Genomic DNA, 22,490 nt, shown 5'->3' with positions numbered 1-22,490 from the left:
CGCCGGACGACGGCCAAGCCGCCGCCATCGCGACGCCTACAGCGCAGCGAGCGCGTAATGCGCGGCGATCCCCGCGAACAGCACGCCGCCCAGCCAGTTGTTGTGCCGGAACGCCGCGAAGCACGCCATCCGCTCGCGGTCCTTGATCAGCGTGTAGTGATAGATCGAGCAGCCGGCCGCCGCGGCCCAGCCCGCCCAGTACGGCCAGCCGAAGCGCAGCGTCGCGCCGAGCCACGCGTAGATGCCGAGCATCCCCGCGTAGCAGAGCATGATCGCGAGCACGTCATGGCGGCCGAACGTGATCGCCGACGTACGCATGCCGATCTTCAAGTCGTCGTCGCGATCGACCATCGCGTACGCGGTGTCATACGCGACCGACCAGAGCACGTTGGCCGCCAGCATCGCCCATGCGATCGCCGGCACCGTGTCCTGTACGGCCGCGAACGCCATCGGAATCCCGAAGCCGAACGCGATGCCGAGGTACGCCTGCGGAATCGCGAAAAAACGCTTCATGAACGGATAGGTCGCCGCGACGACCACCGCGACGACCGACAACTCCTTCGTCAGCGCATTGAGCGGCAGGATCAGCAGGAACGACACGAGCGCGAGGCCAACCGCGATCGCGACCGCCTCCCATGCGCGGATCTTGCCCGACGTGAGCGGCCGGTCGGCGGTGCGCTTCACGTGGCGATCGAAATCGCGGTCCGCGTAATCGTTGATCGCGCAGCCGGCCGAGCGCATCAGCAGCGTGCCGAGCACGAAGATGAAGACGAGCGACGGCGCCGGGCGGCCGTCGGACGCGATCCACAGCGCGTTGAGCGTCGGCCAGAGCAGCAGCAGGCTGCCGATCGGCTTGTCCATCCGGATCAGCCGCAAATAGAGAGGAAAACGGGCGAGCATCGGGGCAAACGGGCGGCGAGCCCGGGAACGTAACCCCGGCATTGTAGAACCGTGCGGGATTTGCGGCAAAAACGCGGGAGCTGCGCTATTACCCTTTTTTATCGTTCCTTCCGCTCGTGCTCGTGCTCGCGCTCGCACCTGCGCGCGGCTCGGCGGCTTCGCTCGAGACGGAAAGGCGGCAAACGCGCGTGCGCATCGATGTCGTGCTTCGTCGGCGCGGCAAGCTGCGTGGTGATCGGCGCGACGACCGCGCGCCGAGCGAGCGCGCACGCGCCGAACTCGCTCGCACGCCGCACGGCGCTGCGCCGCGCCGCGCCGCGCGACCGCTGGCGTTCGTCGACTAACGCTCGTCGTCCGTGCCGAGCTTGTCGACGAACGCGTCTTCCGGCCGCAGCACGCGCCCGCCGTGCGTGCGCGGCGCCATCGCGGCGACGGGCCGGCCGCTGCGCCGCTCGACGAGACGCGAACGCGGCTCGTCCGCCGCGAACAGCCGCGCCTCGCCCCACTGCCGCAGCGCGACGACGACCGGAAAGAGCGCGCGCCCCTTGTCGGTCAGCACGTACTCGTGGTGCGCGGAGCCGTCGGACGCGGGCGCCGCCGCGAGCACGCCCGTATCGACGAGCGTCTTCAGCCGGTCGGCGAGCATGTTGCGCGCGATGCCGAGGCTGCGCTGGAACTCGGTGAAGCGGCGCACGCCGTCGAACGCGTCGCGCACGATGAGGAGCGACCAGCGATCGCCGACCGCGTCCACCGCGCGCGCGACGGGGCAGGCATCGGCGCTCATGTCTCTACGTCGGGCCATGGCTTGCGGGAATCGAAAAAAAATGCGTCGCGACGCGCGGCGGCAAACCGTGCGTGCCGCGGACAATAAGTTGCATTCTAAAACCGTCCGCGCGGCTCGCCAATCGCCGCGCGAGCGCCGGCCCAGACCGGGCCGCGTACGCGCGCGGGCGTCGCGGAATCGCCCGGCGCGCCACATGTGAAAAAGCCTCTCGCGGCCAGGCCGCGGGAGGCTTGCGTCAAATCGACCGACTCAGGAAAAAGACCCGCGCCACGGCGCTCGAAGCGGCGGCGGCGCCGCCGCGCGCCGCTCGCTCACGCAAGCAGCGAGCGCAACATCCACGCGGTCTTCTCGTGCGTCTGCAGGCGCTGCGTCAGCAGATCGGCGGTCGGCTCGTCGCTGGCCGCGTCGGCGTCCGGGAAGATCGCGCGCGCGGTGCGCACGACGGCCTCGTGCCCTTCGACGAGCTGGCGGATCATGTCCTCGGCGGCCGGCACGCCGTCCGCTTCCGGAATCGACGTCAGTTTCGCGAATTCGCGATACGTGCCCGGCGCGACGACGCCGAGCGTGCGGATGCGCTCCGCGACGAGATCGACGGCGAGCCACAGCTCGTTGTACTGCTCCTCGAACATCAGGTGCAGCGTGTTGAACATCGGGCCCGTCACGTTCCAGTGGAAGTTGTGCGTCTTCAGGTAGAGCGTGTACGTATCGGCGAGCAGGCGGGACAGCCCTTCCGCGATTTTCTTGCGATCCTTGTCGCTGATGCCGATGTTGATCTGGGTTGCGTTGCTTTTCTTGGCCATCCTCGAGACTCCTTGTCCGATGGTTCGAACCGGCGAAAATGCATCGAAAGATCCGCATGCCGAACGCGACGTGCGCGTATGCGACATGCGCGTATGCGACGTGCATGTGCGCGACGTGCATGTGCGACGAGCGTGCCGGCGGCATGCTGCACGTGTGCGCGCCGCGCGCGTTCGGGCCGCGCCAGTTTAGCCTAGTTCGCGATCGCGCAATTTGCGCGAAACGGATGCGCGCTCAACCGCCCGCGGCCGCCGCGAGATGACGCGCGGCCTGAGCGATCAGCACGGCCGCGCCGCTGCCCGCGATCGCGAAGCCGACGAGCCGCCGCAGCGCGACGGCGCTCGCGCGCCTCGCCGGCGCCACGTGCCTGTCGAGAATCATTTGCGTCATGATCGTCCCTCCCTGAAACGAAATCGGCGGCCCGCGGAGAAACGGCCGGTCATGCGCCCGGCCGTCTCCCGTTGCGTCGCCGCGTCAGCGGCACATCGCCGCGATCACGCGAGGTCGAAGCGGTCGAGATTCATCACCTTGTTCCAGACCGCCACGAAATCGCGCACGAACTTCTCCTCGGCGTCCGCGCTGCCGTAGACCTCGGCCAGCGCGCGCAGCTGCGAGTTCGAGCCGAACACGAGGTCGACGCGCGTGCCCGTCCACCTGACTTCGCCCGTCGCGCGGTCGCGCCCTTCGAACACGTCGTTCGCGGCCGACGCGGGCTTCCACTCGGTGCCCATGTCGAGCAGGTTCACGAAGAAGTCGTTGGTGAGCGCCTCGGTACGCGCGGTGAACACGCCGTGCTTGCTCCCCCCGACGTTCGCGCCGAGCACGCGCAGCCCGCCCAGCAGCACCGCCATCTGCGGCGCGCTCAGCGTGAGCAGTTGCGCCTTGTCGACGAGCAACACCTCCGCCGGCACCGTGTACTTGCCCTTCAGGTAGTTGCGGAAACCGTCCGCGACCGGCTCGAGCACGGCCATCGCTTCGACGTCGGTCTGCTCCTGCGACGCGTCCATGCGGCCCTGCGCGAACGGCACCGTCACCGCGTGGCCCGCGTTCTTCGCGGCCTGCTCGACGCCCGCGCAGCCGGCGAGCACGATCAGATCGGCGAGCGACACCTTCTTGCCGCCCGGCTGCGCGGCGTTGAACGCCTGCTGGATGCCCTCGAGCGTCGCGAGCACCTTCGCGAGCTGCTCGGGCTGGTTCGCTTCCCAGCCCTTCTGCGGCGCGAGGCGGATGCGCGCGCCGTTCGCGCCGCCGCGCTTGTCCGAGCCGCGGAACGTCGACGCCGACGCCCACGCGGTCGACACGAGCTGCGACACGGACAGCCCCGACGCGAGCACCTTGGCCTTCAGCGCGGCGATGTCGGCATCGTCGATCAGCGGGTGGTCGACGGCCGGAATCGGGTCCTGCCACAGCAGTTCCTCGGCCGGCACTTCCGGGCCGAGATAGCGCGCGCGCGGGCCCATGTCGCGGTGCGTGAGCTTGAACCACGCGCGCGCGAACGCGTCGGCGAACTGGTCCGGGTTCTCGTGGAAGCGGCGCGAGATCTTTTCGTACGCGGGATCGAAGCGCAGCGACAGGTCGGTCGTCAGCATCGTCGGCCGGTGCTTCTTCGACGGATCGTACGCATCGGGAATCACCGCGTCGGCGTCTTTCGCGACCCACTGGTGCGCGCCCGCCGGGCTCTTCGTCAGTTCCCATTCATAGCCGAACAGGTTCTCGAAGAAGTTGTTGCTCCACTGCGTCGGCGTGGTCGTCCACGTGACTTCCAGGCCGCTCGTGATCGCGTCGCGGCCCTTACCCGTGCCGTACGCGCTCTTCCAGCCGAGGCCCTGCTCCTCGATGCCCGCGGCTTCCGGCTCGGCGCCGACGTTCGACGCGGGGCCCGCGCCGTGCGTCTTGCCGAACGTGTGGCCGCCCGCGATCAGCGCGACCGTCTCTTCGTCGTTCATCGCCATCCGCGCGAACGTCTCGCGAATGTCGCGCGCGGCGGCGAGCGGGTCGGGGTTGCCGTCCGGGCCTTCCGGGTTCACGTAGATGAGGCCCATCTGCACGGCGGCGAGCGGGTTTTCGAGGTTGCGGTCGCCCGAGTAGCGGCTGTTCGGGCCGCCGCTCAGTTCCAGCCAGATCTTCTCCGAGCCCCAGTAGACGTCCTCGGGCTCCCACGTGTCCGCGCGGCCGCCCGCGAAGCCGAAGGTCTTGAAGCCCATCGATTCGAGCGCGACGTTGCCGGTCAGAATCAGCAGGTCGGCCCACGAGATGCTGCGCCCGTACTTCTGCTTGATCGGCCACAGCAGCCGGCGCGCCTTGTCGAGATTCGCGTTGTCGGGCCAGCTGTTGAGCGGCGCGAAGCGCTGCTGGCCTTCGCCCGCGCCGCCGCGGCCGTCGGCCGTGCGGTAGGTGCCCGCGCTGTGCCACGCCATGCGGATGAACAGGCCGCCGTAGTGGCCGAAATCGGCCGGCCACCAGTCCTGCGACGTGGTCATCAACGCGTGGAGATCGCGCTTCACCGCAGCGAGGTCCAGCTTCTCGAACGCTTGCGCGTAGTCGAAATCCTTGTCCATCGGATCGGACAGCGACGAGTGCTGATGCAGGATGCTCAGGTCGAGCTGATTGGGCCACCAGTCCCGGTTCGACGTCCCGCCGCCTGCGGCGTGATGGAACGGGCACTTCGCTTCATTCGACATGCGATTTCTCCTTGGTTCGTCTACGCCCACCCGTGCGGCCCGGCATCGAAGCCGGACGCCGTTCGTGGAGCGTCATTGCGGGGCAAGAAACAGGTTGATCCATCCTGCGTACGGCGCGGCGAATGGTTCGGACATGCGGGCCGGCGCGCGGCGGCGGTCAGCTGCCGTACGCGCGGTCCGCGAGGTAGGCGAACGCAATCGGACGCAGGCTCCGGATGGCAGCCCTGGCACGATTGACGACCGTCATGCGCGGCGCAATGTTCCGCCGCGGGTGCTGCTTCGCCGAGTGCATCATGACATCCTCCTTTGACGCTTGCGCTGACCGTCCGGCGACGCCGCGCCGATCCATGCAAAAAATTTTACATATAGCTATCGCAATTTTGAAGTTAATAAATTTTATTTATGTGATAGGCAAAAATAAACGGAGCCGCGAGGCTCCGTTCAGGCGCGGCGACACGGCGCGTGTCGCACACGCCGCGCTCCGCTCGATTCGGCTCAAGGCTCAGTTCACCGTCGCCGGAATGTCGAGCTTCGACACGCCGGGCAGCTCGCACGCGGTGATCGCCTCGCTGATCGCGTCGATCGCCGGCATCCGCGTGAAGCTCTTGCGCCAGACGAGCACGACGCGCCGGTCCGGCACCGGCTCCTCGAACGGCACGTACGACAGCAGATCCGCGTCCGGGCCGTTCGCATGCGGCCCCACTTCGGAGACCGACATCCGCGGCAGCACCGTGATCCCGACGCCGCTCGCGACCATGTGGCGGATTGTCTCGAGCGACGAGCCCTCGAACGTCTTCTGGATGCCGTCCGCGGTCTGCGAGAAATGCATCAGCTCCGGGCACACGCCGAGCACGTGGTCGCGGAAGCAATGGCCGTTGCCGAGCAGCAGCATCGTCTCCTGCTTCAGATCGGCCGCGTCGATCTTGCGGCGCTTCTCCCACGGATGCCCGGCGGGCAGCGCGACGACGAACGGCTCGTCGTACAGCGGCCGCACCATCAGGCCGGTTTCGGGAAACGGCAGCGCCATGATCGCCGCGTCGATCTCGCCCTGCTTCAGCAGCTCGAGCAGCTTCAGCGTGTAGTTCTCCTGCAGCATCAGCGGCATCTGCGGCACGCGGCGGATCATCTGCTTGACGAGCGTGGGCAGCAGATAGGGCCCGATCGTATAGATCACGCCGAGCCGGAACGGCCCGATGAGCGGATCTTTGCCCTGCTTCGCGATCTCCTTGATCGCGAACGTTTGCTCGAGCACGCGCTGCGCCTGCGTGACGATCTGGTCGCCGATCGGCGTCACGCTCACTTCGCTCGCGCCGCGCTCGAAGATCTGCACGTTCAGCTCGTCTTCCAGCTTCTTGATCGCCACCGAGAGCGTCGGCTGGCTGACGAAACAGGCTTCGGCGGCCCGGCCGAAATGGCGTTCGCGCGCGACCGCGACGATGTACTTCAGTTCGGTAAGCGTCATTGCGGGTTAATCAATCATTTCATGACGATAGATTAAATTTATACACCGGTTGAGCCGATTCGCCAACCTTCGTCGAAAACATGCCATGCCGCGCCGCGTGGCGGCAGCCGCCCGAGCCGCGCGCTCACGCCTTCAGGTATTGCTCGCGCGCGCCGAGCCAACGCGCCAGATGCTGCTCGACGACGTCCGGATGGCCGGCGATGAGGCGCGCGGCCGCGTCGCGCGCCGGCTCGATCAGCCAGCCGTCGTTTTCCAGATCCGCGAAGCGCAGCATCGCCGCGCCCGACTGGCGCGCGCCGAGGAACTCGCCGGGGCCGCGAATCTCCAGATCGCGGCGCGCGATCTCGAAGCCGTCGGTCGTCTCGCGCATCGTCTTCAGGCGCGCGCGGCCCGCGATCGACAGCGGCCCGCTGTACATCAGCACGCACACCGACGCGGCGGTGCCGCGCCCCACCCGCCCGCGCAGCTGGTGCAGTTGCGCGAGCCCGAAGCGCTCGGCGTGCTCGATCACCATCAGCGACGCATTCGGCACGTCGACGCCGACTTCGATCACCGTCGTCGCGACGAGCAGCTGCACGTCGTTGCGCGAGAACGCGTCCATCACCGCGGCCTTCTCCGCCGGCGCGAGCCGGCCGTGCACGAGCCCCACCTTCAGCTCCGGCAGCGCGGCGGCGAGCGTCTCGAACGTCTCGACGGCCGTCTGCAGCTGCAGCGTCTCGCTCTCCTCGATGAGCGGGCACACCCAGTACACCTGGCGGCCCGCGAGCGCCGCCTCGCGCACGCGGCCGATCACCTCGTCGCGGCGCGCGTCCGCCACGAGCCGGGTCAGGATCGGCGTGCGGCCGGGCGGCAGCTCGTCGATCGTCGACACGTCGAGATCCGCGTAGTACGTCATCGCGAGCGTGCGCGGAATCGGCGTCGCCGACATCATCAGCTGATGCGGCTGGAAGCCCGCCGCGCCGTCGGCCGCGTTCGCCGCCTTCGCGCGCAGCGCGAGCCGCTGCTCGACGCCGAAGCGGTGCTGCTCGTCGACGATCACGAGCCCGAGCCGCGCGAATTCGACCGTGTCCTGAATCATCGCGTGCGTGCCGATCACGAGCTGCGCGGTGCCGAGCGCGGCCGCCTCGAGCGCCGCGCGCTTGTCCTTCGCCTTCAGGCTGCCGGCGAGCCATGCGACCGACACGCCGAGCGGCTCGAGCCAGCCGCGCAGCTTGCGCGCGTGCTGCTCGGCGAGGATTTCGGTCGGCGCCATCAGCGCGGCCTGGTAGCCGGCGTCGATCGCCTGCGCGGCGGCGAGCGCCGCGACGACGGTCTTGCCGCTGCCGACGTCGCCCTGCAGCAGCCGCTGCATCGGGTGCGGCTGCGTGAGGTCGTGCGCGATCTCGGCGACGACGCGCTCCTGCGCGCCCGTCAGCGTGAACGGCAGCGCCGCGTACAGGCGCGCGGACAGCGACGCGCCGTCGCCGCGCGCGCGGCGCGGCATCGCGGGTGCGGCGCGCGTGCGGCGCGCCTCGTGCGCGCGCTTGAGCGATAGCTGCTGCGCGAGCAGCTCGTCGAACTTGATGCGGGTCCACGCCGGGTGCGTGCCGTCGATGAGCGCCGTCTCGTCCGCGCCGACGCCCGGATGATGAAGGATGCGCACCGCGTCGGCGAGCGGCGGAACGTCGAGCGGCTTCAGGTACGCGCGCGCGATCTCGCCCGGCAGCAGCTCGGGCAGCGGCGTGCGCGTCAGCGCGTTGTCGATCGCCTTGCGCAGATACGCCTGCGACACGCCCGCCGTGCTCGGATAGACGGGCGTGAGCGCCTGCGGCAGCGGCGCGTGCTCGTCGACGGGCTTCACCGTCGGATGCACCATCTCCAGGCCGAAGAAGCCGCCGCGGACGTCGCCGCGCACGCGCAGCCGCTGGCCGACCGCCATCTGCTTGACCTGCGAGCCGTAGAAATTCAAAAAACGCAGCACGAGCTCGACGCCCGCGTCGTCGCGCAGCTTCACGAGCAATTGGCGGCGCGGCCGGTACGCGATCTCGTTGTCGAACACCACGCCTTCCGCCTGCGCGATTTCGCCCGGCAGCAGCTCGCCGATCGGCGTGAGCGTCGTCTCGTCCTCGTAGCGCATCGGCAGATGCAGGACGAGATCGATGTCGCGCTTCAAGCCGAGCTTCGCGAGCTTGTCGGCGGTTTTGACGAGCTTCGGCGCGGCCTTCGCGGCGGATGCGTCGGCGGCCGGCTTCGAGGCGGGCTTGGAAGCGGGCTTGGGAGCGGATTTCGAGGCGGATTTTGCGGCGCGCTTCGCGGGTTTCGTCGTTTCGGCCGACGCGTCGTCGCGGTCGTCGCGGTCGGCCGGCAAGGCTTGGGCGGCCTGGAATGCCGGGGAGGCGGCCGGCACGATGCGGCCGTCGGCCGTGCGGCCTCGCGGCGCGCCCGCGCGCGGCCGCGATCGCGCGCCGGCGTCGGCGCCGAACTCGGCCCAAGCCGCCGCATGCGGCGCCTGCACCGGCGCGGCGGCGTCGGGCCGATTTGGCGCGTCGGCGTTTCGTGCGGCGCCCGATGCGCCCGATGCGCTCGGCACACTCGGCGCACTCGGCGCGCCACGATCGCCCGGGCGCCGCTCGTCGCGGCCCCCGCGCGCCTTCCCCGCGCGCTGCGCCGCACGCGGCACGCCGGCGTTCGGCGCGTTCGGCGCGTCTTTCACGTCTTTCGCGTGGGCCGCATCCGTCGCATCCGTCGCATCCGTCGCATCCGTCGCCCCCGTCGCACCCGTCACGCCGGGCGCGCGCGCGGCGGCGCGCGACGCGGCGTCGTCGGCGAATGCATCGGCTTCGGCAGGATCGGTTACGGAACGGCGAACGGGCACTGGCATCGGGCAGAAGGCTAGCAAGTACAATAGCGGCTTTCACGTCGCACGAACGAGCGACGCCGGCCAAGCCGCGCAACCCCGCCATCATAGCGGCTCGTGCGCGCCGCGACGCGCTTCGCCCGTCAGGCCGGCCACCCCGACCCCGTTTCGCATGCTCACGCTTTCCGATTTCGATTTCGATCTGCCGCCCGAGCTGATCGCACAAACCGCGCTGCCCGAACGCAGCGCGAGCCGCCTGCTCGAGGTGGACAACACGACCGAGCCCCCGCGCCTCGTCGACCGGCGCTTCGCCGAGCTGCCCGCGTGCGTCGCGCCGGGCGACCTGCTCGTGTTCAACGACACGAAGGTGCTGAAGGCGCGCTTCTTCGGCCACAAGGCGAGCGGCGGCAAGATCGAGGTGCTGATCGAGCGCGTCACGGGCGCGCGCACCGCGCTCGCGCAGATCCGCGCGAGCAAGAGCCCCGCGCCCGGCACGACGCTCACGCTGGCCGACGCGTTCGACGTGACGGTGGGCGAGCGCGTCGAGCCGTTCTTCACGCTGCACTTTCCCGACGACTGCCTCGCGCTGATCGAGCGCCACGGCCGGCTACCGCTGCCGCCGTACATCGAGCACGTGCCGGATGCGAACGACGAGGCCCGCTATCAGACGGTGTTCGCGGCGAATCCGGGCGCCGTCGCCGCGCCGACGGCCGGCCTGCACTTCGACGACGCGGTGCTCGCCGCGCTCGACGCGCGCGGCGTCGAGCGCGCGACGCTCACGCTGCACGTCGGCGCGGGCACGTTCCAGCCGGTGCGCGTCGAGAACATCGCCGAGCACCGGATGCACAGCGAGTCGTACGAGCTGACCGCCGCGCTCGTCGAGCGGATCGCGGCGACCCGCGCGCGCGGCGGCCGCGTGATCGCGGTCGGCACGACGTCGATGCGCGCGCTCGAGGCGGCCGCGCGTGACGCGGAGAATGCCGGCCGGCCGCTCGCCGCGACGCACGCGGAAACCGACATCTTCATCACGCCGGGCTATCGCTTTCGCGTCGTCGACCGGCTCGTGACGAATTTCCATCTGCCGAAATCGACGCTGCTGATGCTCGTGTCGGCGTTCGCCGGCGTCGAGACGATCCGCGCCGCGTACCGGCACGCGATCGACGCGCGCTACCGTTTCTTCAGCTACGGCGACGCGATGCTGCTCACGCGGCGCGAGACGCCGGAGACGCCCGAGACGCCGCAAACGCCGGGCGCGTAGGCGGGCGGCCCGCGCGCAACGGCGGCGAGCGCACGTGCCGAACGCGCCCGCGGCGCGTCGCAAGCGCCGGCCGCCCGCGCAGCACTCGCCGCCTTCGCCCGCCGCGCGCCCGCTGCAAGCGTCCGCCGCCTTCGCCTGCCGGGCGCACCCGCTTTTTCACCGCCGCCGGAATCCCAGCGGCACTTTCAACATGCGCCGGACTTGTCGATCCGGAGTCAGCGCTTTAGCGCATACTCCGGTCCCATGCAAAGCGCTTCCGGTGGCAAGGAGAATCAAGCGATGACCGAAGGTTCATCCCACGATCACGATACGCACGATCACGTTCGCCCGCACAACGGCCTCAAGTTCGAACTGCTGACGACCGACGGCCGTGCGCGCCGCGGCCGCGTGACGCTCAATCACGGCGTGGTCGAGACGCCGATCTTCATGCCGGTCGGCACGTATGGCACCGTGAAGGCGGTGCAGCCGCGCGAGCTCGACGAGATGCGCGCGCAGATCATCCTCGGCAATACGTTTCACCTGTGGCTGCGCCCCGGCCTCGAGACGATCGCGGCGCACGGCGGGCTGCACCGCTTCATGGGCTGGCACAAGCCGATCCTCACCGATTCGGGCGGCTTCCAGGTGTTCTCGCTCGGCGATCTGCGCAAGATCACCGAGGAAGGCGTCACGTTCGCGTCGCCGATCAACGGCGACCGGTTGTTCCTGTCGCCGGAAGTGTCGATGCAGATCCAGAAGACGCTGAACTCGGACATCGTGATGCAGTTCGACGAATGCACGCCGTACGCGACCAACGGCGTGCCGACGACGCACCGTGAAGCGGCCGATTCGATGCGCATGTCGCTGCGCTGGGCGAAACGCTCGCTCGACGAGTTCGACCGCCTCGGCAATCCGAACGCGCTCTTCGGCATCGTGCAGGGCGGGATGCACGAGGATCTGCGCGACGAATCGCTCGCCGGCCTCGCCGAGCTCGGCTTCCACGGGCTCGCGATCGGCGGGCTGTCGGTAGGCGAGCCGAAGGAGGACATGATGCGCGTGCTCGAGCACGTCGCGCCGCGCCTGCCCGCCGACAAGCCGCACTACCTGATGGGCGTCGGCACGCCGGAGGATCTCGTCGCGGGCGTCGCCGCGGGCGTCGACATGTTCGACTGCGTGATGCCGACCCGCAACGCGCGCAACGGTTGGCTCTTCACGCGCTTCGGCGACGTGAAGATCCGCAACGCCACGCACAAGAATTCGCTCAAGCCGCTCGACGAAACCTGCGGCTGCTACACCTGCCGGAACTTCTCACGCGGCTACCTGCACCACTTGCACCGCGTCGGCGAGATTCTCGGCGCGCAGCTCAACACGATTCACAACCTGCACTACTACCTCGAGCTGATGCGCGAGATCCGCGAGGCGATCGAGACGCACACGTTCGACGCGTTCCAGAAGCGCTTCGCGGAGGATCGCGCGCGCGGCGTCGACTGACGGGGGCGCGGCGGCGCGTCGCGCGCAGAGGCGTCGCGCACGTCGGCCGGCGCGACGCCTCCGGCTTCGCGAAACGTGCGCACGTGCGCGCGCACGTTTCGCGGCGAATCGCCGCCGCGCATCGCGGCCATGCCGCCCGCCCAATGCCCTCGCCCGTTTGCGCCGGCCGCGCCCGCGCTTCGGCGCGCATATCGGACGACCGCCGCCGACGCGCCGGACCCGCAAAACCTTACAATTATCTTTCGCTACGCGCGCGAACGCCGCCGGATCGAGGTTAACAGCTTGAAACCAAAGCGCATTTGCGCCGCTGTCGCGGTTAGGGCCGGTGGTAGAATAACCGGCTTATTTTTCGATCTTCCCTAACGGAGAGACCAACGTGTCGTTCATTTCCAATGCCTATGCGCAAGGCGCAGCGGGCGGTGCCGAATCGAGCCTGATGAGCTTCCTGCCGCTCATCCTGATGTTCGCGGTGCTCTACTTCATCATGATCCGTCCGCAGATGAAGCGGCAGAAGGAGCATCGCAACATGCTCGCCGCGATGGCGAAGGGCGACGAAGTGGTGACGAGCGGCGGGCTCGTCGGCAAGGTGACGAAGGTGTCGGAAGCCTACATCGGCGTCGAGATCGCCGAGGGCACCGAGATCACCGTGCAGAAGGCCGCCGTCACGACCATCCTGCCGAAGGGCACGATCAAATCGCTGTAAGCCCCGCCCCGCGTCCGGCCGCCCACGGCCCGCGCCGCGAAGCGCGCGGGCGCGAGCGGCGCCGGACGCGACGCCATTCCAGCCAACCATCCCGTTCGGCCCCCTCATGAATCGTTATCCAATCTGGAAATATGTGGTGATGGTCGTGGCGCTCGCCATCGGCTTTCTGTACACATTGCCCAACTTCTTCGGCGAAGCGCCGGCGGTGCAGGTATCGAGCGGCAAGGCCACGGTCAAGCTCGGCGCCGACACGCTCGCGCAAGTCGAGGCAGCGCTCAAGGCCAGCCAGGTCACGGCCGACGACGTCACCTTCGACAACGCGAGCGCCAACGCGACCATCCGCGTGCGCCTGAAGGACACCGACACGCAGCTGCGCGTGAAGGACATGCTGCAAAAGGCGCTGAACGCCGATCCGAACGATCCGCAGTACGTCGTCGCGCTGAATCTGCAGAGCGCGTCGCCGCGCTGGCTGACCGCTCTGCACGCGCTGCCGATGTATCTCGGCCTCGACCTGCGCGGCGGCGTGCACTTCCTGCTGCAAGTCGACATGACGGGCGCGCTGACGAAGAAGCTCGATTCCGACGCGTCCGACGCCCGCACGCAACTGCGCGACAAGGGCATCCGCGACGGCGGCGTGAACCGCGTCGATCAGACGGTCGTCGCGAACTTCGCCGACCAGGACACCGCCGAGCAGGCGCGCAAGCTGCTCGCCTCGTCCGTCTCCGAACTCCAGTGGGCGACGCAGCCGGGCGGCGGCGGCTACCAGGTCGTCGGCACGTTCACGCCGGCCGTCCAGAAGGCCGTCGAGGAAGCGGCGCTCAAGCAGAACCTGACGACGCTGCACAACCGCGTCAACGAACTCGGCGTGTCCGAGCCGATCCTGCAGCAACAGGGCAACGACCGCATCGTCGTCGAGCTGCCGGGCGTGCAGGACACCGCGAAGGCGAAGGACATCATCGGCCGCACGGCGACGCTCGAGGCGCGCCTCGCCGACCCGCTCAACCTGCACCCGAACCCGAACGATCCGGTGCCGCCTGGCGAAGAGCTGTTCACGCAGGGTAACCAGGCGCCGGTGCTTCTGAAGAAGCAGGTGATCTTCACGGGCGACCGCATCATCGACGCGTCGGCGGGCTTCGACGAGCATCAGCGTCCGTCCGTGAACATCCGCCTCGACTCGGCGGGCGGCCGCGCGGTGCGCGCGGTGTCGCGCGAGAACATCGGCAAGCCGATGGCGATGGTGCTGTTCGAGAAGGGCAAGGGCGAAGTGCTGACCGTCGCGACGATCCAATCGGAGCTCGGCGACCGCTTCCAGATCACCGGCCAGCCGACCCCGCAGGCCGCCGCCGATCTCGCGCTCCTGCTGCGCGCGGGCTCGCTCGCCGCGCCGATGGACATCATCGAGGAACGCACGATCGGCCCGAGCCTCGGCGCGGACAACATCAAGATGGGCTTCCACTCGGTCGTCTGGGGCTTCGTCGCGATCGCCGTGTTCATGATCGCGTACTACATGCTGTTCGGCGTCGTGTCGGTGCTCGGCCTGTCGGTGAACCTGCTGCTGCTCGTCGCGGTGCTGTCGCTGATGCAGGCGACGCTCACGCTGCCCGGCATCGCGGCCATCGCGCTCGCGCTCGGCATGGCGATCGACTCGAACGTGCTGATCAACGAGCGCATCCGCGAGGAGCTGCGCGCCGGCGCGTCGCCGCAGATCGCGATCCAGCAGGGTTACTCGCACGCATGGGCGACGATTCTCGACTCGAACGTGACGACGCTGATCGCCGGCCTCGCCCTCCTCGCGTTCGGCTCGGGCCCCGTGCGCGCGTTCGCGATCGTGCACTGCCTCGGCATCCTGACGTCGATGTTCTCCGCGGTGTTCTTCTCGCGCGGCCTCGTGAACCTCTGGTACGGCGGCCGCAAGAAGCTGCAGTCGCTCGCGATCGGCCAGGTGTGGCGCCCCGCCGCCGCCGAAGCCGCGGCCGCGGCCGCGCCGCAGCTCGGCCAGGACGCGCGCGCGAACGCGCCGCAGGGCGCGCGCGTCGCCGCGCCGAAGCAGCCGGCCGGCGCGCCGCGCACCGGCAAGCCGGTCGCGCGCCGCCGCTCGGGACCGGGCGTGCCGCCCAAGCAAGGCTCGTCCAACTAAGCGCCGGAGACGAACATGGAATTTTTCCGCATCCGTAAAGACATTCCGTTCATGCGGCACGCGTTGATCTTCAACGTGATCTCGCTCGTGACGTTCCTCGCCGCCGTGTTCTTCCTGCTCCATCGCGGGCTGCATCTGTCCATCGAGTTCACGGGCGGCACGGTGATCGAGGTCCAGTATCAGCAGACCGCGCAGCTCGAGCCGGTGCGCTCGACGCTCGGCACGCTCGGCTACGCCGACGCGCAGGTGCAGAACTTCGGCACGTCGCGCAACGTGCTGATCCGCCTGCCGCTCAAGCAGGGCCTCACGTCCGCGCAGCAGAGCGACCAGGTGATGGCCGCGCTGAAGGCGCAGGACGCCGACGTGACGCTGCAGCGCGTCGAGTTCGTCGGCCCGCAGGTCGGCCGCGAGCTCGCGACCGACGGCCTGCTCGCGCTCGCGTGCGTCGTGATCGGCATCGTGATTTATCTGTCGTTCCGCTTCGAATGGAAGTACGCGGTCGCCGGCATCATCGCGAACCTGCACGACGTCGTGATCATTCTCGGCTTCTTCGCGTTCTTCCAGTGGGAGTTCTCGCTGTCGGTGCTGGCCGCGGTGCTCGCGGTGCTCGGCTACTCGGTCAACGAGTCGGTCGTCATCTTCGACCGAATCCGCGAGACGTTCCGCCGCGAACGCAAGATGACGGTGCAGGAAGTGATCAACCACGCGATCACGAGCACGATGTCGCGCACGATCATCACGCACACGTCGACCGAAATGATGGTGCTGTCGATGTTCTTCTTCGGCGGCCCGACGCTGCACTACTTCGCGCTCGCGCTGACGGTCGGCATCATGTTCGGCATCTATTCGTCGGTGTTCGTCGCGGGCTCGCTCGCGATGTGGCTCGGCATCAAGCGCGAGGATCTCATCAAGGAGAAGAAGACCGCGCACGATCCGAACGATCCGAACGCGGGCGCGCAGGTGTAAGCGCCCTGTCGCACGAAAAAGCCGGTTCCTCGCGAACCGGTTTTTTTTCGCCTGCGAATCGCTCGCACGCGCGCCCCTCGCCTCCTTGGCTCGCCGCCGCGCACGCACGCGGTCGCACGCGCCGGCGCGCGCGACGCCGGACGCGAACGCCCCGCTACCGGAACCCGAAGCGCCGCCGCAGCGCGACGAGCGCCGCGAGGCTCACGAGCGCGGCGAAGAACGGGCCGCGGCACGAATGCGGACGATTCTAGGCACACGCCGCGCGCGCCAAAAAAGAACCGCCGCGCCCGATGCGGGACGCGGCGGTTCGTCGGAGCGATGGAGCCGCCGCGCATAGCGGGCGGCGCGCCGCTTCGCGTTACTGCTTGACCGCTTCGGCCGTGATGAGGAGCTTCGTCTTCATCTTGAAGCCGTACTGCTTGCCGTAGTCGAGGCCGAAGTCGTCGCGGTTGAATTCGCCGACCGCGTCGACGCCGCACACTTCCTTCTTCAGCATCGGGTGCGGCATGCACTTGAACGAATCGATCTTCAGCGTGAGCGGCTTCGTGACGCCGTGCAGCGTCAGGTTGCCGACGACTTCGGCCGGCTTGTCGCCTTCAAACTTGATCGTGCCCTTGTAGGTCGCTTCCGGGTATTTCGACGCGTCGAAGAAATCGGGCGTCTGCAGGTGCTCGTCGAGCTTCTGGTTGCCGGTCGCGATCGACGCGACCTTCGTCGTCACGTCGACGGTGCCCGTCTTCGCCGCGCGGTCGAGCGTCACGGTGCCGCTCGACTGGTCGAACTTGCCGCGCCACACCGACAGGCCGCCGAAGTGGTCCGCCTCGAAGCTCGGATACGTGTGGCTCGGATCGAACTGGTACGTTGCGGGCGCCGCATGCGCCGAGAACGACAGGGCGGCGGCGAGCGCGCCCGCGGCGATCATCAGTTGCTTGTTCAAATCAATCTCCTTGTGACGGCGCCGCATTCCGAAGCGGCGCAGGGGTGGTGCGAACTGCCGCCCGCGTTACTTCGCGGCGACGATGTGAAACTTGATCTGCACGTCGTCGGCGACGACGGACGTGTCCTTCCATTCGCCCGTGCCGACGTTGAACGTCGAGCGCTTGATCGGCAGCACGCCGTCGAAGACCTGCGACGCGCCGTTCTGCGTGATGGTCACGGGCACCGTCACGGGCACCGTCTTGCCCTTGATCGTCAGCTTGCCCGACACGTTGTACTTGTTGCCGCCCGCGGGCGCGATCGCGCTCGACACGAAGCTCGCCTGCGGGAACGCCTTCGCGTCGAACCAGTCCTTGCCCGCGACCTGATCGTTGTACATCTGGTCGCCGAGATCGTAGCTCGCGACGTCGATCGTCATCTGCGCGCTGCCCTGCGCGGCCTTCGACGGGTCGAACTTGATCTGCGCGGAGAACTTCTTGAACACGCCTTCCGTCGGCACGTTCATCTGCTTCGAGACGGCCGACACCTTGCTCTTCGCGAGATCGACCTGCGCGAACGCGGTGCCCGACACGGCGACCGAGGCGGCGGCGAACGCCGCGAGCATGTAGCGGTAGAACGAGACTTTCATAGCGATCCTTGTTATTTGAGGAACGGAAGCATCCGCGACAGCACGCCGTCGCGGTCGAGCCACTGGTGCTTGACGGCCGCCGCGACGTGCGCGGCGACGAGCGCGAGCAGGCCGTAGTTGAGCGCGACGTGCGCTGTCTTCAGCACCGCCTTCAGCGCGGGATCGGGGTCGATCAGGCGCGGCAGCGGCACGAGCCCGAGATAGACGACCGGAATGTTCGCGGCCGAGCTGTACAGGTAGCCCGTCACCGGAATCGCGAACATCAGCACGTAAAGGAGCGCATGCACCGCGTGCGCGCCCGCGCGCTGCCATACGGGCATGCCGGCCGGCATCGGCGGCGGCACGTGGGTCGCGCGCCAGAGCACGCGCACGATCGCGAAAGCGAACACCGTGCAGCCGATCCACTTGTGCCACGAATAGTATTTGAGCTTCGTCGGCGTGAAGCCGTGAATGCTCGTCATCACCCAGCCGAGCGCGAAGCCGCACACGATGAGCAGCGCGATCAGCCAGTGGAGGGCGATCGCGGTGCGCGTGTAAGCTGCGGGGGACGTCGAAGACGGAAACGATGCCATGAAATCCTCAGTTCAGCGAAAAGCCGCGCCGGCGCTGCCGCATTCGTCCGACGCATGTCACGGCCGCCATGCTACCGCAACCGCCCGCGAATGGCAGAATCCCGAAATCGCCGCCCCGGCCGGGCGCGCCGGTCGGCCGGCCCGACGGCGCCGGCGGCCGGGCGCCGGTACTTGACACCGCAAAAACCGCCTTTTGATAAGATTGGCGCGGGTTCCGGCCCTGTGAACGCGGCGCCGCGACGCCGCGCAACCGCCCTTCCATATGGATAGAAACGCCCTGATTGCCTGTCACGAATGCGACGCACTGTTGCACAAACCGCCGCTTAGCGGCAAAGACATCGCCCGCTGTCCGCGCTGCGACGCGCTGCTCTACCGGAGCGGCTCGGCGCAGATCGACCGCATCTGCGCGCTCACGGCGGGCGCGCTCATCACCTTCCTGATCGCGCAGGGCTTCCCGATCCTCGAAATGGACGTGAACGGCATGCGCGTGCAGACGACGCTCTTCGGCGCGCTCGAGGCGATGTGGAATCAGGGGATGCCGCTCGTCGCGGTGATGGTGTTCTGCTCGACGCTGCTGTTCCCGCTCGTCGAGCTGTCGGCGCTCCTTTACGTGCTGATCCCGCTGCGCGCGGGCGCGATCCCGCCCGGCTTCAACCGCGTGCTGCGCGCGATCCAGCTCGTGCGGCCGTGGGGGATGATCGAAGTGTTCATGCTCGGCATCCTCGTCACGATCGTCAAGATGGTGAGCCTCGCGCGCGTGATTCCCGAGGCCGCGCTCTTCGCGTTCGCGGCGCTCACGCTGATGCTCGCCGTCGTCGTGATGTTCGATCCGCGCACGCTGTGGGACATCGCCGATTCGCTGTGCGAGCGCGCGCCGCGTGACGCGGCCGACACCGCCGCTGCGTCCGGCGCGGCCAGCCAAGCCGGCAAGGCGCGCGCGCGATGAGCGAGATCGTCACCGCCGCGCGGGCCGGCATGGCGAGCTGCCACGCATGCGGCCACGTGCAGAAGCTCACCCGCCCGTCGCCGGATTCGCTCAGCTCGCACGAAACGCCCGAGCACTGCGCGCGCTGCGGCGCCGCGCTGCACCTGCGCATACCGGACAGCATCGCGCGCACCTGGGCGCTCCTCCTCGCCGCCGCGATCCTCTACATTCCGGCGAACCTGCTGCCGATCATGCGCACGGCGTCGATCGTCGGCTCGCAGGAGGACACGATCATGAGCGGCGTCGTGTATTTCTGGGTGTCCGGCGAATGGCCGCTCGCCGTCGTCGTGTTCGTCGCGAGCATTCTCGTGCCGATGTTGAAGCTCGGCGTGCTCACGATCCTCGTCGTCACCGCGCAGCGCCGCTCCGCGTGGCGGCCGATGCAGCGCACCAAGCTCTACCGGATCGTCGAGCGGATCGGCCGCTGGTCGATGCTCGACATCTTCGTCGTCACGCTCACCGTCGCGCTCGTCCATTTCCGCTCGCTCGCGGTGATCACGGCGGGCCCCGGCGCGCTCGCGTTCGGCTCCGTCGTGATCCTGACGATGCTCGCGTCGATGCAATTCGACCCGCGCCTCATCTGGGACAACGTAGAAAACTCAGGAAATCCTCATGAATAGACCGCAAGGCCCGCAGCACGACCCGAACGCGGCCCCTCCCACCCCGCCCGGCGGCGAGCCGCCCGTCCTCCCCGAGCCCGTGATCACGCGGCGCTCCGGCTGGCTGCCGTCGCTCGTGTGGCTCGTGCCGCTCGTCGCCGCGCTGATCGGCATCGGGCTCGTCGTCAAATCGGTGCTCGAGCGCGGGCCGGAGATCACGCTCAGCTTCAAGAGCGCCGAGGGCCTCGAGCCCGGCAAGACGCAGGTCAAATACAAGGACGTCGAGATCGGCATGGTCAAGACGATCAAGCTGTCGAAGGATCTGTCGCACGTGCTCGTCGAAGTGCAGCTGAAGAAGGAGGCCGAGAACTTCGCGGTGAAGGGCTCGCGCTTCTGGGTCGTGCGGCCGCGGGTCGGCGCGACCGGCGTGTCGGGCCTCGGCACGCTGCTGTCGGGAGCGTACATCGGCGTCGACGCGGGCCGCTCGGACGAGACCGAGGAGTCGTTCACCGGGCTCGAGACGCCGCCCGCCGTCACCGGCGACCAGAAAGGCACGCAGTACGTGCTGCGCGGCGATTCGCTCGGCTCGATCGACATCGGCTCGCCGATCTACTACCGGCGCGTGCAGGTCGGCCAGGTGGTCGGCTTCTCGCTCGACAAGGACGGCACGGGCGTCACGTTCCGCGTGTTCGTCACCGCGCCTTACGATCAGTACGTCGGCCTGAATTCGCGCTGGTGGCAGGCGAGCGGCGTCGACCTGCGGCTCGACTCGAGCGGCTTCAAGCTGAACACGCAGTCGCTCGCGACGGTGATCCTCGGCGGCATCGCGTTCCAGTCGCCGCCGAACCAGTCGGCCGGCTCGCCCGCGCCGAACAACATGACGTTCCGCTTGGGCGCCGACGAGACCGACGCGATGCGCGAGCCGGACGGCGAGCCGGTGCAGGTCGTGATGAACTTCAACCAGTCGCTGCGCGGGCTGTCCGTCGGCGCGCCCGTCGACTTCCGCGGCATCGTGCTCGGCCAGGTGACGAACATCGGCATCGACTACGACCCGAAGACGAAGAACTTCACGATGCCGGTGACGATGAACGTGTTCCCCGACCGGCTCGGCCGGAAGTTCCGCGAGGCGGCGCAGGACAAGGGCGACGCGGCGCGGCGCGAGGTGCTGTCGCGGCTCGTCCAGCACGGGCTGCGCGGCCAGCTGCGCACGGGCAACCTGCTGACGAGCCAGCTCTACGTCGCGCTCGATTTCTTCCCGAAGGCGCAGCCCGTGAAGATCGATCTCGACCGCCTGCCCGTGGAGCTGCCGACCGTGCCGAACACGCTCGACGAGCTGCAGCTGCAAGTCGCCGACATCGCGAAGAAGCTCGACAAGGTGCCGTTCGACCAGATCGGCGCGAACCTGAACAGCGCGCTCGCGAACGCGGACAAGCTGTTCAAGCGGCTCGACACCGAAGTCGCGCCCGAGGCGCGCGACACGCTGTCGGCCGCGAAGCAGACCTTCGCGACCGCGGAAGCGACGCTGCAGCAGGATTCGCCGCTGCAATCGGACGTGCGCGGCGCGCTGAAGGAGCTCACGCGCACGCTGCAGTCGCTCAACGCGCTCGCCGACTACCTCGAACGGCACCCCGAATCGCTGCTGAAAGGCAAACCAGGAGATCAGAAATGACCGCACGCTCGCTCCGACCGGCGCGTTTCGCGCGCGCCGCGGCGGCGGCCGCGGCGGCGGCCACGCTCGCGGCCTGCTCGTCGTCGCCGCCCGCGCGCTTCTACACGCTCGACGCCGCGGCGGCGGCCGGCGCCGCACAAACCGTCAGCGCGAATCCCGCGTTCCTGATCCAGGTGCCGTCCGTCGGCGTGCCGGAACAGGTCGCGAAAAATCAGTTCGTCGTGCAGCGGAACGCCGCGCAAGTCGACGTGCTCGAGCAGGAGCGCTGGGCATCGCCGCCCGCCGACGAGATCCGCCGCGCGCTGTCGTCGGCGCTCACGCGGCGGCTCGACACGATCGACGTCGCCGACGCCGCATATCCGGCGGGCGTGCCCGTCTATCGGGTGAGCGTGAACGTCCAGCGCTTCGAGTCGTGGCCGGGCCGGCATGCGGCGCTCGCGGCCGTCTGGAGCGTGCGCGCGCTGCCGAGCCTGGCGGTGATGACCTGTCGCACCGACGTCGTCGAGCCGGTGCAGCCGGGCTACGACGCGCTCGTCGCGGGCCACCGGGACGCGGTCGGCGCGCTCGCCGAGCAGATCGCGGCCGGCGTGCGCGCAATGGCGGCGGCGCGCGCGAGCGGCGCGGCGAAGGCAGCGGCGAGCGGCGCGACGAGCGGGGCAGCGGCGAAGAAAGCCTCGACGGCGGCGAAGGAAACGGCGGCGGGCGATGCGTCCGCGCTCGCGACGCCGGTCGCGCGCTGTCCGGCAAATCCGGCTGCGGCGGACACGCAGCGCGTCGGCGACGCGCCGTGATGCGCGCGCGGCGCGGCGGGAGGGATCGGCGCGGCGGGGGGGAATTTGGCGGTGAGTGGTGAGTGGTGAGTGGTGAGCAGCCGACGGTTGAGGCGGTTCGCGGTTCGCGGTTCGCGGTTCGCGGTTCGCGGTTCGCGGTTAGGTAGTCGAGGCAGCGGCGTCGCGCAACTTGATCGCTCCGGAATGGATCGCGGCAGCGGTGAAGCTGGCGGAAGTGATGGAAGCGGCGGAAGCGGCGGAAGCGGCGGAAGCGGCGGAAGCGGCGGAAGCGGCGGAAGCGGCGGAAGCGGCGGAAGCGGCGGAAGCGGCGGAAGCGGC

20 protein-coding genes are annotated in these 22,490 nt (G+C 68.8%); 10 read left to right on the top strand and 10 right to left on the bottom strand.

The window, feature by feature from the left end:
• Positions 1 to 36: 36 nt before the first annotated feature.
• A complete protein-coding gene (ubiA, locus tag X946_RS24825) occupies positions 37 to 900 on the bottom strand; it encodes a 4-hydroxybenzoate octaprenyltransferase (protein WP_038753301.1) in 864 nt (287 codons plus the stop codon).
• A gap of 122 nt (positions 901 to 1,022) precedes the next feature.
• On the opposite strand from ubiA, the gene X946_RS24820 reads away from it, so the two are divergent.
• Positions 1,023 to 1,244 carry a hypothetical protein gene (locus X946_RS24820; RefSeq protein WP_161788696.1) on the top strand — a complete coding sequence of 74 codons (222 nt, stop codon included), beginning with the start codon at positions 1,023 to 1,025 and terminating at the stop codon, positions 1,242 to 1,244.
• Here the strand turns inward: X946_RS24820 and X946_RS24815 are convergent.
• The 6 genes from X946_RS24815 to recG form a co-directional block, all read right to left on the bottom strand.
• Entirely contained in the window at positions 1,241 to 1,702 is a 462-nt protein-coding gene (locus tag X946_RS24815) for a winged helix-turn-helix transcriptional regulator (RefSeq protein ID WP_038753299.1), read from the bottom strand. The two genes, X946_RS24820 and X946_RS24815, sit on opposite strands and share 4 nt — an antisense overlap.
• A 293-nt stretch (positions 1,703 to 1,995) precedes the next feature.
• A complete protein-coding gene (dpsA, locus tag X946_RS24810; protein ID WP_038753298.1) occupies positions 1,996 to 2,484 on the bottom strand; it encodes a non-specific DNA-binding protein DpsA in 489 nt (162 codons plus the stop codon).
• A 232-nt stretch (positions 2,485 to 2,716) separates the two neighbouring features.
• The gene (locus X946_RS35775; RefSeq protein ID WP_038753294.1) at positions 2,717 to 2,872 is read right to left on the bottom strand and encodes a hypothetical protein; all 156 of its coding nucleotides are present in this window, start codon (positions 2,870 to 2,872) and stop codon (positions 2,717 to 2,719) included.
• Positions 2,873 to 2,976: 104 nt separating this feature from the next.
• A complete protein-coding gene (gene katG / locus X946_RS24795; RefSeq protein WP_038753292.1) occupies positions 2,977 to 5,163 on the bottom strand; it encodes a catalase/peroxidase HPI in 2,187 nt (728 codons plus the stop codon).
• 502 nt (positions 5,164 to 5,665) lie between these two features.
• Positions 5,666 to 6,625 carry a hydrogen peroxide-inducible genes activator gene (locus X946_RS24785; RefSeq protein ID WP_038753288.1) on the bottom strand — a complete coding sequence of 320 codons (960 nt, stop codon included), beginning with the start codon at positions 6,623 to 6,625 and terminating at the stop codon, positions 5,666 to 5,668.
• 124 nt (positions 6,626 to 6,749) lie between these two features.
• The gene (gene recG / locus X946_RS24780) at positions 6,750 to 9,485 is read right to left on the bottom strand and encodes an ATP-dependent DNA helicase RecG (RefSeq protein WP_161788695.1); all 2,736 of its coding nucleotides are present in this window, start codon (positions 9,483 to 9,485) and stop codon (positions 6,750 to 6,752) included.
• A 148-nt stretch (positions 9,486 to 9,633) separates the two neighbouring features.
• Between recG and queA the strand changes: the two genes are divergently transcribed.
• The 5 genes from queA (at position 9,634) to secF (ending at position 15,992) form a co-directional block, all read left to right on the top strand.
• Positions 9,634 to 10,719 (top strand): tRNA preQ1(34) S-adenosylmethionine ribosyltransferase-isomerase QueA, encoded by a 1,086-nt coding sequence (gene queA, locus X946_RS24775; protein ID WP_038753286.1) that lies wholly within the window; start codon positions 9,634 to 9,636, stop codon positions 10,717 to 10,719.
• A 279-nt stretch (positions 10,720 to 10,998) separates the two neighbouring features.
• Positions 10,999 to 12,186, top strand: a complete 1,188-nt coding sequence (gene tgt, locus X946_RS24770; RefSeq protein ID WP_038753284.1) for a tRNA guanosine(34) transglycosylase Tgt — start codon at positions 10,999 to 11,001, stop codon at positions 12,184 to 12,186.
• Positions 12,187 to 12,562: 376 nt separating this feature from the next.
• A complete protein-coding gene (yajC, locus tag X946_RS24765; protein ID WP_009913541.1) occupies positions 12,563 to 12,889 on the top strand; it encodes a preprotein translocase subunit YajC in 327 nt (108 codons plus the stop codon).
• A gap of 106 nt (positions 12,890 to 12,995) precedes the next feature.
• A complete protein-coding gene (secD, locus tag X946_RS24760) occupies positions 12,996 to 15,026 on the top strand; it encodes a protein translocase subunit SecD (protein WP_038753282.1) in 2,031 nt (676 codons plus the stop codon).
• A 15-nt stretch (positions 15,027 to 15,041) separates the two neighbouring features.
• Positions 15,042 to 15,992 carry a protein translocase subunit SecF gene (gene secF / locus X946_RS24755; protein WP_038753280.1) on the top strand — a complete coding sequence of 317 codons (951 nt, stop codon included), beginning with the start codon at positions 15,042 to 15,044 and terminating at the stop codon, positions 15,990 to 15,992.
• A gap of 358 nt (positions 15,993 to 16,350) precedes the next feature.
• Here the strand turns inward: secF and X946_RS24750 are convergent, their stop codons facing one another.
• The 3 genes from X946_RS24750 to X946_RS24740 all read right to left on the bottom strand — a co-directional run bounded on the left by X946_RS24750 (position 16,351) and on the right by X946_RS24740 (position 18,128).
• Positions 16,351 to 16,929 (bottom strand): YceI family protein, encoded by a 579-nt coding sequence (locus X946_RS24750; RefSeq protein WP_038753426.1) that lies wholly within the window; start codon positions 16,927 to 16,929, stop codon positions 16,351 to 16,353.
• Positions 16,930 to 16,995: 66 nt separating this feature from the next.
• Positions 16,996 to 17,556: a YceI family protein gene (locus X946_RS24745; protein WP_038753278.1), complete on the bottom strand. Its 561-nt coding sequence runs from the start codon at positions 17,554 to 17,556 to the stop codon at positions 16,996 to 16,998.
• Between the two features lie 11 nt (positions 17,557 to 17,567).
• Positions 17,568 to 18,128, bottom strand: coding sequence for a cytochrome b (locus X946_RS24740; RefSeq protein ID WP_038753276.1), 561 nt, complete (start codon positions 18,126 to 18,128; stop codon positions 17,568 to 17,570).
• A 262-nt stretch (positions 18,129 to 18,390) separates the two neighbouring features.
• On the opposite strand from X946_RS24740, the gene X946_RS24730 reads away from it, so the two are divergent.
• From X946_RS24730 to X946_RS24715, 4 genes are read left to right on the top strand one after another with little or no spacing between them, the layout of a single operon-like run.
• Complete coding sequence (locus X946_RS24730; protein WP_038753272.1) at positions 18,391 to 19,074, top strand: paraquat-inducible protein A; 684 nt, start codon at positions 18,391 to 18,393, stop codon at positions 19,072 to 19,074.
• On the top strand, positions 19,071 to 19,733 hold the full coding sequence (locus X946_RS24725; RefSeq protein ID WP_038753269.1) for a paraquat-inducible protein A: 663 nt from the start codon (positions 19,071 to 19,073) through the stop codon (positions 19,731 to 19,733). Before X946_RS24730 ends, X946_RS24725 begins: the two co-directional genes overlap by 4 nt.
• Complete coding sequence (locus tag X946_RS24720; RefSeq protein ID WP_038753267.1) at positions 19,726 to 21,381, top strand: PqiB family protein; 1,656 nt, start codon at positions 19,726 to 19,728, stop codon at positions 21,379 to 21,381. Before X946_RS24725 ends, X946_RS24720 begins: the two co-directional genes overlap by 8 nt.
• The gene (locus X946_RS24715) at positions 21,378 to 22,172 is read left to right on the top strand and encodes a PqiC family protein (RefSeq protein WP_038753265.1); all 795 of its coding nucleotides are present in this window, start codon (positions 21,378 to 21,380) and stop codon (positions 22,170 to 22,172) included. The genes X946_RS24720 and X946_RS24715 overlap by 4 nt, the downstream gene beginning before the upstream one ends.
• The last annotated feature ends 318 nt before the right edge of the window (positions 22,173 to 22,490 follow it).

This window comes from Burkholderia sp. ABCPW 111 (genome assembly GCF_000773065.1).
Lineage (GTDB): Bacteria > Pseudomonadota > Gammaproteobacteria > Burkholderiales > Burkholderiaceae > Burkholderia > Burkholderia savannae.
The sequence above is the reverse complement of the archived record's forward strand: the minus strand, read 5'-3'. Positions and strand labels throughout refer to the sequence as shown.